Annotated in this window: 11 protein-coding genes and 1 pseudogene; 8 read left to right on the top strand and 4 right to left on the bottom strand. The window is 76.2% G+C overall.

The window, feature by feature from the left end:
• Nucleotides 1-2: 2 nt before the first annotated feature.
• On the top strand, nt 3-1,277 hold the full coding sequence (locus AB0G32_RS12470) for an MFS transporter (RefSeq protein WP_361162000.1): 1,275 nt from the start codon (nt 3-5) through the stop codon (nt 1,275-1,277).
• Here AB0G32_RS12470 and AB0G32_RS12465 read toward each other — a convergent pair.
• The gene (locus AB0G32_RS12465) at nt 1,222-2,418 is read right to left on the bottom strand and encodes a M91 family zinc metallopeptidase (protein WP_361161867.1); all 1,197 of its coding nucleotides are present in this window, start codon (nt 2,416-2,418) and stop codon (nt 1,222-1,224) included. The genes AB0G32_RS12470 and AB0G32_RS12465 overlap by 56 nt on opposite strands.
• A gap of 31 nt (nt 2,419-2,449) precedes the next feature.
• A complete protein-coding gene (locus tag AB0G32_RS12460; RefSeq protein ID WP_361161998.1) occupies nt 2,450-3,265 on the bottom strand; it encodes a CDP-alcohol phosphatidyltransferase family protein in 816 nt (271 codons plus the stop codon).
• A gap of 176 nt (nt 3,266-3,441) precedes the next feature.
• On the opposite strand from AB0G32_RS12460, the gene AB0G32_RS12455 reads away from it, so the two are divergent.
• The 5 genes and pseudogenes from AB0G32_RS12455 to AB0G32_RS12435 all read left to right on the top strand — a co-directional run.
• Entirely contained in the window at nt 3,442-4,419 is a 978-nt protein-coding gene (locus AB0G32_RS12455) for a zinc-binding alcohol dehydrogenase (protein WP_361161865.1), read from the top strand.
• A 67-nt stretch (nt 4,420-4,486) separates the two neighbouring features.
• Nucleotides 4,487-4,885 carry a 6-carboxytetrahydropterin synthase gene (locus AB0G32_RS12450; RefSeq protein ID WP_361161863.1) on the top strand — a complete coding sequence of 133 codons (399 nt, stop codon included), beginning with the start codon at nt 4,487-4,489 and terminating at the stop codon, nt 4,883-4,885.
• Nucleotides 4,882-6,066 (top strand): glycosyltransferase family 4 protein, encoded by a 1,185-nt coding sequence (locus AB0G32_RS12445; RefSeq protein ID WP_361161861.1) that lies wholly within the window; start codon nt 4,882-4,884, stop codon nt 6,064-6,066. The genes AB0G32_RS12450 and AB0G32_RS12445 overlap by 4 nt, the downstream gene beginning before the upstream one ends.
• Nucleotides 6,063-6,980, top strand: a complete 918-nt coding sequence (locus AB0G32_RS12440) for an SAM-dependent methyltransferase (RefSeq protein ID WP_361161859.1) — start codon at nt 6,063-6,065, stop codon at nt 6,978-6,980. Before AB0G32_RS12445 ends, AB0G32_RS12440 begins: the two co-directional genes overlap by 4 nt.
• Nucleotides 6,977-7,822: pseudogene (locus AB0G32_RS12435) on the top strand (lysylphosphatidylglycerol synthase transmembrane domain-containing protein); the annotation flags it as partial. The gene AB0G32_RS12440 and the pseudogene AB0G32_RS12435, both read left to right, overlap by 4 nt.
• A 578-nt stretch (nt 7,823-8,400) precedes the next feature.
• Here the strand turns inward: AB0G32_RS12435 and AB0G32_RS12430 are convergent.
• Nucleotides 8,401-9,195: a creatininase family protein gene (locus AB0G32_RS12430; protein WP_361161857.1), complete on the bottom strand. Its 795-nt coding sequence runs from the start codon at nt 9,193-9,195 to the stop codon at nt 8,401-8,403.
• A 68-nt stretch (nt 9,196-9,263) separates the two neighbouring features.
• Between AB0G32_RS12430 and ribA the strand changes: the two genes are divergently transcribed.
• Complete coding sequence (gene ribA / locus AB0G32_RS12425) at nt 9,264-9,932, top strand: GTP cyclohydrolase II (protein ID WP_361161855.1); 669 nt, start codon at nt 9,264-9,266, stop codon at nt 9,930-9,932.
• Here the strand turns inward: ribA and AB0G32_RS12420 are convergent.
• Nucleotides 9,922-11,148 carry a serine hydrolase domain-containing protein gene (locus tag AB0G32_RS12420; protein WP_361161853.1) on the bottom strand — a complete coding sequence of 409 codons (1,227 nt, stop codon included), beginning with the start codon at nt 11,146-11,148 and terminating at the stop codon, nt 9,922-9,924. The two genes, ribA and AB0G32_RS12420, sit on opposite strands and share 11 nt — an antisense overlap.
• A gap of 106 nt (nt 11,149-11,254) precedes the next feature.
• On the opposite strand from AB0G32_RS12420, the gene AB0G32_RS12415 reads away from it, so the two are divergent.
• Complete coding sequence (locus tag AB0G32_RS12415; protein WP_361161851.1) at nt 11,255-11,701, top strand: PPOX class F420-dependent oxidoreductase; 447 nt, start codon at nt 11,255-11,257, stop codon at nt 11,699-11,701.
• Nucleotides 11,702-11,831: the final 130 nt, after the last annotated feature.

Here is an 11,831-nt window from a genome sequence, read left to right as displayed (position 1 = left end):
GTGTGTCCACCGGTGCGGCCGGGCCGCACGGCCGCACCCGGCTCTCCCCGCTCCTGCGCCTGCTGATCCTCACCCAACTCGCCTTCAACATCGGTTTCTACGCCGTGCTGCCCTTCCTCGCCGAACACCTCGGGCAGGGCATCGGCATGGCCGGCTGGCTGGTCGGATTCGTGCTGGGGCTGCGCACCTTCAGCCAGCAGGGGCTGTTCGTGGTCGGCGGGGCGCTGGCCGACCGGTACGGCATCCGGCCGGTGGTGCTCGCCGGATGCGCGCTGCGGATCGCCGGGTTCGGCTGGCTCGGGTACGCCGACGCCACCTGGTCGGTCATCGGCGCGGTGCTGCTCATCGGGTTCGCCGCCGCGCTGTTCTCGCCCGCCGTCGAGTCCGAGGTCGCCCGGCAGGCGGTGCGCTGGGAGCGGGCGGGCGGCGGCGACCGTACCCGGGTGCTCGCGCTGTTCACGGTCGCCGGACAGGCCGGCGCGTTCGCCGGGCCGCTGCTCGGCGCGCTGCTGCTCGGCGTCGACTTCCGCACCGCGTGCCTGGCCGGTGCCGGGATCTTCGTCCTCGTGCTGGCCGGGCACGCCCGGCTGCTGCCGCAGCGGGTGCCCGGCCGGACCCGGGTGCGGGCCGGCGGCGGCGCGCGGCTGCTGCTGCGCAACCGCCCGTTCCTGGCGCTGTGCTGCGCGTACGGCGCCTATCTCCTCGCCTACAACCAGTTCTATCTGGCGCTGCCCGCCGAGGTGCAGCGGGCGGCCGGATCGCAGGCGCCGCTGGCCTGGCTGTTCGCCCTGTCCTCGCTGCTGGTGGTGACGGCCCAGCTGCCCGTCACCCGGTGGGCGGGCCGGCGGCTGACCCCGCGCCGGTCCATGACCGCCGGACTGGCGCTGGTCGCGGCCGGGTTCGCGGTGGTGGCCGCCGCCCGCCCGGCCGGCTGGACCGGCGTCGCGGGCCTGCTGCCCGCCGCCGCCTTCGTCGTCCTGCTCACCCTCGGCCAGATGCTGGTCGCGCCGGTCGCCCGGGCCTGGGTCCCGGACCTCGCCGAGGACGGCCGGCTCGGCCTGTACACCGGCGCCCTGTCCTCGGTGTCCGGGCTGATCGTGCTGCTCGGCAGCTCCCTCACCGGCTCCCTGCTGGCGGGCGGCCTGCCGGCCGCGGTGCCGTGGCTGGTGCTGGCGGCCGTGCCGCTGGCGGCGGCGGGGCTGCTGCCCCGGCGACGGGCCGTCAGTAGCGGGTCCGCGCGGGAAGACCGTGCTCCTTGCGCAGATCCGCCTCGGTGATGTGATCCTGGAGCAGGTTGTTCATCATGAACGCGGTGGTGTGCGGATTGCCGCTGTCGATGCCGACGGTCTCGTGCTCCTCGGGCAGGCTCGTCGTGCCGACGTTCGCGACGTTGACGCCGTGCTTGTTGTGCAGCGCGTGGATCAGTTCGTGGCCGTAGATCATGAAGGCCGGTGACAGCGGGTCCTGGTAACCGCGCGGCGGCTTGGCGTCGGGGTCGGCGCGGCCGCCGGTGCTGTCCAGGTAGTCCCGTTCCAGGTGCATCGTGCTGGTCGACGGCTGCCCCTTGCCGATCGGCCCGTCCTTGCCGTCCTGGGCGTAGGCGCGGTCGTCGTCCGGCCCCACCTGCGCGTCCTCGTGCAGGTCGGGGATGCCGAACTCGGCGGTCCGCATCTTCTCCAGCCGGGCGTTGTCGATCGCCTTGACCGTCACCTGCGGCTTTTCCCCCGAGTCCGCGACCAGGGCGTCGAGCAGGGTGCGGCCGTGCGGACGGGACATCAGCCGGGCGTTCATCGCGTGCACGGACGTCTTGAAGTCGTCGCCCGCCGGGACGTCGTTCTCCCCGGTCTCCGCCACCGTGACGCCCTGGTTCCCGCTGAGCTTGGCCCAGGTCTGCCGGGAGGTGTCGCTCACCGGGCCCTCCATGTGCGGGGTGAAGCCCCCTTGGACGACGAACCGGGTGTACCTGCGGTGCTCGGCCTGGATGTCGTCCATGACCGCGGCGACCAGCCGCTTGTCCTCGTCACTGGCGCCCCGGGACGCGGTGAACCAGCGGTACACCTCGTGCTCCAGGGCGTCCAGCGCGCTGCCCCAGACGTCCGCCGCCGCCTGCGACGGCTCGCCCCGCGGATGCGACGCGGTGATCTCCTGGAGGCGGCCGCGCCAGCCCGCGATCTCCCTCGGGCCGCTGGGCGCCCGGCCCTTCCCGGTCAGTCCGCCGACCAGCTTCATCATCCGCTGGACCGGGGCGGCCGCGTCGGCCGTCCGGCCCTGCCGCAGCGCCAGGTTCACCGCCGTGTTGCCCGCGCTACGCTGCAACGGCAGCACCGCCGTGGCGGTCCTGCCCTGCGGGCGGGGGAGCGGCGCCCCCTGCCGGGCGTCCCGGTCGGACGCCCCGGGCTGCTGCTGATGGTCGTGCATGCTTCGTGTTTCCCTAGCTATCGTTCAATGGTCACCTCAGCGTTACCTGCACGGCGGCCGAAGCGGAATGACCGGAAGGGCACGGCACGGTGCACCGCTCGGCGGCCGCCCGGCGCCGGGAGCCGAGCCACAGCCCGCGCACGTCCCGGCCGAACGACCACGTCAGCAGGGTGAGCGCCAGCAGCCCCAGCCCCAGCTCCGCCGCGCGCGGCAGCAGCTCCGCGCCCGCCGCCAGCAGCAGGACGCCCTGCAGCGCGGCCACCGTCTTGCGGGCCCGGCTCGGCGGCAGCGGCGCGGACAGCCACGGCCAGTGGCGGGCGGCGGCGACGAAGACGTAGCGCATCGCGCCGATCAGCAGCACCCACGGGCCCAGCCGGACGGACACGTACACGCTGAGGACGAGGATCAGGAACGCGTCCACCTCCATGTCGAAGCGGGCGCCCAGCGGGGTCGAGGTGCCGGTGCGGCGGGCGACGTGGCCGTCCACGCCGTCCAGCAGCAGGGCCACGGCGGTGAGGCCGACCAGCAGCGAGCCGGACGGCGCGGCCCGGAAGGAGTCCGCGACCAGCGCGGTGACGGCGCCGACCAGGACGGTCCGGCCGAGGGTGACCCGGTTGGCCGGGCCGAACACCGGTGGGCGGGTGCGGTGCAGCGCCCGGGAGAGCACCGCCCAGCTGGCGAACGCGAAGACCAGCCCGGTCAGCCAGCCCACCGCGCCCATGCCGTGCGCCGCGCCCAGCAGCGCCAGCAGCAGCACCTGCGCGCCCGCCCCGACAGCGGTCTCCTGCCGCACCGGCCGGGCGTCGTACGCGGGCCGGGCGTCGCCCGCGGGACGCGCGCCGTACAGGCGGCGAGGGCCGGATACGGAACGGGCTCCGGATACGGGACGGGCGTCGTACGTGTCGTTCAGGGCCACCGAACATCCTCCGGCCGTGTGACAGAGTCGATCAGCGCCGCCACCCAGTCAGCGGCCTGTGCCTTCTCGGTACGTGGGCCGTTCGCCGACCGTTCAGGAGGACTCCGATGACCCGCACCGCCGCCGCCTTCTGGCTCGACGCACCGGGCCGCGGCGCCGTCCGCCCGGTGGAACTGCCCGTGCCCGGCCCCGAGGACGTGCTGGTGCGCACGCTCTTCAGCGGGGTCAGCCGGGGCACCGAGACCCTCGTGTTCCGCGGCGAGGTGCCGCCGAGCCAGCACACGGCGATGCGGGCGCCGTTCCAGGAGGGGGACTTCCCGGGCCCGGTGAAGTACGGCTACCTCAGCGTCGGGACGGTGGAGGAGGGCCCCGCCGCGCTCGTCGGCCGTACTGTGTTCTGCCTCTACCCGCACCAGACCCGCTACGTGGTCCCGGCCGCCGCCGTGACCGAGGTGCCCTCGTCGGTGCCGGCCGGGCGGGCCGTGCTCGCCGGCACCGTGGAGACCGCCGTCAACGCGCTGTGGGACGCGGCCCCGCTGATCGGCGACCGGATCACCGTGGTCGGCGGCGGCATGGTCGGCTGCTCGGTGGCCGCGCTGCTGGCCCGGTTCCCGGGCGTGGACGTCCAGTTGGTCGACGCCGACCCCGGCCGGGCGGCGGTCGCCGCCGCGCTCGGCGCCGGTTTCGCCCTCCCCGGCCAGGCCCGCGGCGACCGCGACCTCGTGGTGCACGCCAGCGCCACGGCGGCGGGCCTGGCCCGCGCACTGGAACTCCTGCGCCCCGAGGGCACGGTCGTCGAACTGAGCTGGTACGGCGACCGGAGCGTCGCCCTGCCGCTCGGCGAGGCGTTCCACTCCCGCCGGCTGACCGTGCGCGGCAGCCAGGTCGGCACCGTCTCCCCGGCCCGGTCCGGCAGCCGCACCTACGCCGACCGGCTCGCGCTCGCCCTGGACCTGCTCGCCGACCCGGCCCTCGACGCCCTCGTCACCGGTGAGTGCGCCTTCACGGAACTGCCGGACGTGCTGCCGCGTCTCGCCGACGGAGAACTGCCCGCGCTGTGCCACCGGGTGCGGTACGACCGCTGAACGGGAGCGGCGGGCGGGCCGTACTACCGGACGCGCCACACCCGCACCACACCTGGAGGGTCGCCCGTTGTTCAGCATCACCGTCCGCGATCACATCATGGTCGCCCACAGCTTCCGCGGTGCGGTCTTCGGCCCCGCGCAGCGTCTGCACGGAGCGACGTTCCTGGTGGACGCCACCTTCCGGCGCGAGCAGCTGGACGAGGACAACATCGTCGTCGACATCGGCCTGGCCACCCGGGAGCTGGGCGCGGTGGTCGCCGAACTGAACTACCGCAACCTCGACAACGAACCCGACTTCGCCGGGGTCAACACCTCGACGGAGTTCCTGGCCAAGGTCGTCGCCGACCGGCTCGCCGACCGCGTCCGTCGGGGCGCGCTCGGCGCCGGCGCGCGGGGCCTGGCCGGCCTCACCGTCACACTGCGCGAGTCGCATGTGGCGTGGGCGAGTTACGAGCGCGCGCTGTGACCGGCGCGACCGCCGCCGGGAACACCCGGCTCGGGCACGTGCCCGCGCAGGCGTCCGGCCCGAGGAGCGGGGAGACCGTCCCCATGTCGCTGCGCTCGGTGCACTTCGTGCTGCCCGGCGGCGTCGCCGACCCGGCCGCGCCCAGCGGCGGCAACGTCTACGACCGGCGGGTCGGCCTGGACCTGCCCGGCTTCGGCTGGCGGGTGCGGCCGGTCGCGGTGGCCGGCGACTGGCCCCGGCCCGGCCCGGACGCCCGCGCCGAACTCGCCCGCGCGCTTCGCCGGCTGCCGGACGGCGCCGTGGTGCTGCTGGACGGGCTGGTCGCCTGCGGCGTCCCGGAGATCGTCGTCCCCGAGGCCGGCCGGCTGCGGATGACCGTCCTCGTGCACCTCCCGCTCGGCGACGAGACCGGCCGGGACCCGGCCGTCGCCGCGGACCTGGACGCCCGGGAGGGCGCCGTCCTGCGGGCGGTGTCGGCCACCGTCGCCACCAGCGACTGGGCGGTCCGCCGCCTGGTCGCCCACCACGGCCTCGCCCCCGACCGGGTCCACCTCGCCGCCCCCGGCGCCGACATCGCGCCCCTCGCGCCGGGCACCGACGGCGTCTCCCGGCTGCTGTGCGTCGCCGCCGTCACCCCGCGCAAGGGCCAGCACCGGCTGGTGGCGGCCCTCGCCGAGGTGGCCGACCTGCCCTGGACCTGCGTATGCGTCGGCGCGCTCGGCCAGGACCCCGCCTACGTCGGCCGGCTGCGGGCGCGGATCGGCGCGCACCGGCTCGGCGACCGGCTGGAGCTGGCCGGACCGAAGAGCGGCGCCGGCCTGGACGCCGCCTACGCCGCCGCCGACCTCATGGTGCTCACCTCGCACGCGGAGACCTACGGCATGGCGGTGACGGAGGCGCTCGCGCGCGGTGTGCCGGTGCTGGCCACGGACGTCGGCGGACTGCCGGAAGCGGTCGGCCGCGCGCCCGACGGCTCGGTGCCCGGCATCCTCGTGCCGCCCGGGGACCCGGCGGCCCTGACCGCCGCGCTGCGCGGCTGGTTCGGCGAGCCCGACGTACGCCGCCGCCTCAGGTCCGCCGCCCGGGCCCGCCGCACCTCCCTGACCGGCTGGGCGTCGACCGCCCAGGCGCTGGCGACGGTACTGGGCCGGCTGCCGGCCGGACCGGGGAGGACGGCGTGAGGCGGCCCGCCCGGACCGGCACCCCGACGCCGGTCGACGAGCCGGCGGGCTTCGGGGCAGCGGGCGGGACGGCGCCGGACCCGGCGGAGGTCCGCTACGCCCCCGAGTGGCTGCGGCTGCGCGAGGGCGCCGACGCCGCCGCCCGCTCCCGCGCACTGCTCGAACCACTGCTCGAACGTCTGCGCGTGCCGCGCCCGGCCGGTCCGCTCGCCGTCCACGACGTGGGCTGCGGCACCGGCTCGATGGGCCGCTGGCTCGCCCCGCTGCTCCCCGGACCCCAGCACTGGACCCTGCACGACCGCGACCCCTACCTGCTGCACTTCGCCGCCGCCGACGCCCCGCGCACCGCCGCCGACGGCAGCCCGGTGACGGTCCGCACGCGCCGCGCCGACGTCGGCCGCCTCACCCCGGACGCCCTGCGCGGCGCGTCCCTGGTCACCGCCTCCGCGCTGCTCGACGTGCTCACCGCGGACGAGGTCACCGCGCTCGCCGCGGCCTGCGCCGGAGCCGGCTGCGCGGCGCTGCTGACGCTCTCCGTCGCCGGACGCGTCGAACTGACCCCCGGCCACCCGCTGGACGCCGAGCTCGGCGCGGCCTTCGACGACCACCAGCGGCGTACCGGACTGCTCGGCCCGGACGCCGTGCCGGTGGCGGCGGACGCCTTCACCGCGCACGGCGCGACGGTCCGGGTACGGCCGAGTCCCTGGCGGCTGGGCCGCGCCGAGGCCGCGCTCACCGACCGGTGGCTGCGCGGCTGGGTCGGTGCGGCCGTGGCCCAGCGGCCCGCGCTGCGCGAGCCCGCCGGGCCGTACCTGACCGAGCGCCTCGCGGCCTGCCGGGCCGGGGAGTTGGCGGTGGTCGTGCACCACGACGACCTGCTGGCGCTGGGCCGGCCGACGGGCGGTGACACGTGAGCGCGGTGCGCCGGCACGTCGGCTCCCTGGCCGGCGCCGCCGTCCTCGCGGTGCTGCTGTGGCGGACCGGCGGCGGCCCGTTCCTGGCCGGGCTGCGCCGGATCGACATACCGGCGCTGCTCGCGGCGCTCGCCCTCGGGCTGGTCACCACCGTGTGCAGCGCGTGGCGCTGGACGCTGGTGGCCCGCGCGCTGCGGATCGCCCTGCCGCTCGGCCCCGCCGTCGCCGCCTACTACCGGGCCCTCTTCCTGAACGCCGCGCTGCCCGGCGGTGTGGCCGGCGACGTGCACCGGGCGGTACGGCACGGGCGCGGCGCCGGTGACCTGGGCCGGGGCGTGCGGGCGGTGGTCCTCGAACGCGCCGCCGGACAGGCCGCGCTGGCCGTCGCCGGCGCGGTGGTGCTGGTGACGCTGGACTCGCCGGTACGGGCCGAGGCCCGGCACCTGGCACCGCTCCTCGCTCTGGCCGCGCTGGGCACCCTCGCGGTCCTCGCCGCGCTGCGGATGAGCCGGACGCCGGCCCGCCGCCGCCCCGTCGTCCCGCGTGACTGGCCCGGTGTCGCGGTGTCGTCGGCGGTCGTGCTGGCCGGCCACCTGGCGCTGTTCGTGCTCGCGGCCCGGGTCGCCGGCAGCGGCGCGTCCGTCGCCGTGCTGATGCCGCTGGCCGTCCTGGCGCTGCTGGCGATGAGCCTGCCGCTCAACGTCGGTGGCTGGGGCCCCCGGGAGGGCGTCACCGCCTGGTCGTTCGGCGCGGCCGGCCTGGGCGCGGACCAGGGCCTCGGCGTCGCCGTGGTCTACGGGGCACTGAGCCTGGCGGCCAGCCTGCCGGGCGCGGCCGTCCTGGCAGTCCGGGCGCGGCCGGCCGCGCGGGTGCGGCCGGGTGCGGCGTCCGGGGCGGTGTCCGGGGCGGTGTCCGCCGGGCGTGCTGTGGTGGGCGGGGTGTCGGGTGCGGCTGCGCGGGTGCGGTCGGGTGTCGGGTCCGCGGCGGTGTCCCTGGGGCGTGCCGTGGTGAGCGGGGTGTCGGGTGCGATGGCGGGTTCGCGGGGCGCGGTGGTGCTCGCGGTCCACGGGCAGCCGGCCTCCCGGCCACGACCAGGGCCGGGACCGGAACTCCGGCCCCGACGGGTGTCTGCCGGGCACACCGGGGCGTACGGGGCGTACGAGGTGCTGGGCCTGGTGGCGAGGCTGCGCGACGCGGCCCTCCTGGGCGCCCGTGGGCGGCTCGCCTCCCGGTCCCGCACCCGAACCGGCGCCCGGCTCACCCCCGCCCGACACCGCCCCTCCGGGCCCCGTCCCGACGCCGTAGGTCGTCCCGTACCGGCCCGGGGGCCGCTGCTCCCGCGGCCGCCCGGCGCCGAGCCGGCAGCGGTGCCCCGGCCGGTCCGGAGGCGGCCGGCGGTTTCCCGCCCGCCCGGCCCGCGTCAGGCGTCGCCCTCCGCCCCGACCGGCCCGGGACCCCCGCCCGCCCGGCTGCCGTCCCCCGTCCCCCCGGCAGGGGCGCCCCCCGCCCCCGTCAGCAGCGCGAAGTACGCCCCGAAGGACTCCGTGAGGCCCGCCAGCAGCGCCTTGCCCTTCTCCGCCGAACCCAGCGAAGGGCGGCCGATGACACCGGAGTCCGTGTAGGCGGCCATACCGAGGGAGAGCAGATGACGCCGGTCGTCCGCGACGAAGTCGGCGGTCTCGTAGCCGGGCCGGACCTGTTCCGGATGGGCGTGCAGCAGCACGGACGTCTCGATCTCCCCGGCGTGCATGTCGGTGAGCAGCGAGGTGGTCACGCCCGCCCGCACCCGCGCCGCCTCCCAGTCCTCCGGGGCCGGGAACAGCGCCATCCGCTCACCGCGCGCCGCGGCCTCCTGGACGACGTTGCCCAGCACGTAGTTCCCGCCGTGCCCGTTGACCACCACCAGGGCGTCCACGCCCGACCGGCGCAGCGACGCCGCTATGTCCCGCACCACCGCGTGCAGGGTCGGCGCGGAGATGCTGACGGTCCCGGGCCACGCCGCGTGCTCGTGCGAGCAGGAGATCGTCACCGGGGGCAGCGGGTGCACCGGGTACGCGGCGGCCAGTTCCCCGGCGACGGCACAGGCCACCAGCGTGTCCGTGGCCAGCGGCAGGTACCGCCCGTGCTGCTCGTAGCTGCCCACCGGCAGCACCGCCACCTGCCGCGCGCGGCCGGCCCCCCGGGCCCGTACGTCCTGCGTGGTGTCCGCCGGCATCCCTGAACCACCCATCACCGCAAGGCCCTTCGTCTCAGCTCGTGAAACTGTTGAGGAACCCGGGAATGATGACAGAACCGCATGGCGTACCAGGTGAGGAAACCGCACGGCGCACGGACGTGGAACGCGTGACGTCCGTCCCGCTGCCCACGGTGTACGGCGACTTCCGGGCCGTCGGCTACCTCGACCACGAGCGCGGCGACGAGCAGGTGGCCCTGGTCCACGGCGATCCCGGTGCCGAGGGCGTGCTGACCCGGCTGCACTCGGAGTGCCTGACCGGCGACGCCTTCGGCTCCCGGCACTGCGAGTGCGGTGACCAGCTCGCCGCCGCACTGCGCGCGGTGGCCGCCGAGGGCGCCGGGGTCGTCGTCTACCTGCGCGGACACGAGGGCCGGGGCATCGGCCTGCTCGCCAAGCTGCGCGCGATGGCGCTCCAGGCGGAGGGCCTGGACACGGTGGAGGCCAACCTCGCGCTCGGCCTACCGGTGGACGCCCGGGACTACGGGGCCGCCGCCCGCATCCTCGCCGACCTGGGCGTCCGCTCGGTCCGCCTGATGTCCAACAACCCGCGCAAACGGGAGGCGCTGGTCCGGCACGGCATCCGGGTCGCCGAGCAGGTGCCGCTGCTGATACCCCCGTGCGAGAGCAACATCGGCTATCTGCGGACCAAGCGGGAGCGGCTGGACCACCACCTGCCCCACCTGGACGCGGCGGTCCCGGTGCCGGTCAGTCCGTGAGCGCCTCGTACACCAGCCGTTTCAGGTCCCGGAAGACCGTCTGCGAGGTCTTCGGCCGCACCTGGGTCAGGAACTGCACCGTCAGCCCGGCGCCCGGGTCGACCCAGAACGTCGTCGTCGCCGCCCCGGTCCAGCCGTACGTGCCGAGCCCCGAGGGCTCCTCGGCGCGGGCCGGGTCGGTCACCACCGAGACCCCGAGGCCGAAGCCGACGCCGGCGTTGCCGGGGAGGTCGTGCGCCGGGCTGCCGAAGGAACGCAGGTCGGTGCCGGCCGGCAGGTGGTCGCGGGTCATCAGGTCCACGGTTTCGGGCCGGAGCAGCCGGACGCCGTCGAGTTCGCCGCGCCGCCGCAGCAGTTCCATGAAACGGTGCTGGTCGTACGCGGAGGCCACCATGCCGCCGCTGCCGGACAGGAACCGCGGCCGGCCGCGCAGCGGCAGCCCGGGGACCGGTTCGATGCCGCCGGCGTCCGTCTCGCCGTACAACTCGGCCAGCCGGGACGCCTGTTCGTCGCTGACCTCGAAGCCGGCGTCGGTCATGCCGAGCGGGCCGAAGATCCGTTCGGCGCAGTACGTGTCGAGCGGCCGGCCGTCCACCACCTCGATCAGCCGGCCCAGCACATTGCTGGCGACCGAGTAGTTCCACTGGGTGCCCGGTTCGAACTGCAACGGCAGACTCGCGTACAGGTCGACCGTCTCGGCCAGGTCGGCGCCGGGCCGCACCGACGACTCCAGGCCCGCCGCCCGGTACAGGGCGTCCACCGGGTGGGCGTGGTAGAAGGCGAAGGTCAGGCCCGCGGTGTGGGTCATCAGGTGCCGGACGCGGATCGGTCCGGCGGCCGGGCGGGTGGTGACGCCGGGTGCCTCGCCGCCGGTGTAGACGCGCGGCTCGGCGAAGGCCGGGAGGTAGCGGGCCACCGGGTCGTCCAGGGCCAGCCGGCCGTCCTCCACCAGCATCAGCGCGGCCACCGAGGTGACCGGTTTGGTCATCGAGTAGAACCGGAAGAGGGTGTCGGCCGCCACCGGCAGCCCCGCCGCGACGTCCCGCCGGCCGTGCGCGGTGAGGTGGGCGACGCGGCCGCCGCGGGCGACGGCCACCAGGAAGCCGGGCAGCCGGCCCGCGTCCACCTCCTGCGCGAGGTGCCCGTCCAGCCGGTCCAGCGCCTTCCCGTCCAGCCCGGCGTCCCCCGGGTCGATCTCCTGCCGCAGCCGTGTCATCGCCTCGTTCTCCTCCCTGACTCGCCGCGAGCCGAGGTGCGTCCGTCCGGTCTACCCGGCCGGGGCGATGCGGAACACACCGACGCGCCAGGCCGTTCACCCGGTCATGACCGATGACGAGGACGCCACGCGCGAGGCGCTGCTGAAGCTGTTCGCCGAGGGACACAGCGGAGTACTGGTCACCCTCAAACGGGACGGACGGCCGCAGCTGTCGAACGTCAACCACGCCTACGACCCCGCCGGCCGCACGATCCGCGTGTCGGTCACCGACGACCGGGCCAAGGTGCGCAACCTGCGCCGCGACCCGCGCGCCTCCTACCACGTGACCACCGGCGACCGCTGGGCCTACGCGGTCGCCGAGGGCACCGCCGAACTCTCCCCGGTCGCCGCCGACCCGCACGACGACACGGTCGAGGAACTCGTCCGCCTCTACCGCGACGTGCTGGGCGAACACCCCGACTGGGACGACTACCGCGCCGCGATGATCCGCGACCGGCGGCTGGTGGTACGGCTGCGAGTGGACCGGGTCTACGGCATGCCGCCCCGGGAATGACCGGCGCGCCGCCCGGTCACGGGTGCCGGGCCCGGGTCGGAGGGCCGGCCGGTCGTGGGCGCCGCTCCAGGGATGGCCGGCGGGCCGCCCGGTCGCGAGGACGGCTCTCGGGAGCGACCGGTGCGCCGCC

Origin of the sequence: Streptomyces sp. NPDC023723, from assembly GCF_040639815.1 — a bacterium.
GTDB lineage: Bacteria > Actinomycetota > Actinomycetes > Streptomycetales > Streptomycetaceae > Streptomyces.
The sequence above is the reverse complement of the archived record's forward strand: the minus strand, read 5'-3'. Positions and strand labels throughout refer to the sequence as shown.

Excerpts from the sequence above, each read along its gene's own strand:
- AB0G32_RS12465 (WP_361161867.1), bottom strand. The coding sequence starts at position 2,418 with ATGCACGACCATCAGCAGCAGCCCGGGGCGTCCGACCGGGACGCCCGG.
- AB0G32_RS12455 (WP_361161865.1), top strand. The coding sequence starts at position 3,442 with ATGACCCGCACCGCCGCCGCCTTCTGGCTCGACGCACCGGGCCGCGGC.
- AB0G32_RS12430 (WP_361161857.1), bottom strand. The coding sequence starts at position 9,195 with ATGCCGGCGGACACCACGCAGGACGTACGGGCCCGGGGGGCCGGCCGC.
- ribA (WP_361161855.1), top strand. The coding sequence starts at position 9,264 with ATGACAGAACCGCATGGCGTACCAGGTGAGGAAACCGCACGGCGCACG.
- AB0G32_RS12420 (WP_361161853.1), bottom strand. The coding sequence starts at position 11,148 with ATGACACGGCTGCGGCAGGAGATCGACCCGGGGGACGCCGGGCTGGAC.
- AB0G32_RS12415 (WP_361161851.1), top strand. The coding sequence starts at position 11,255 with ATGACCGATGACGAGGACGCCACGCGCGAGGCGCTGCTGAAGCTGTTC.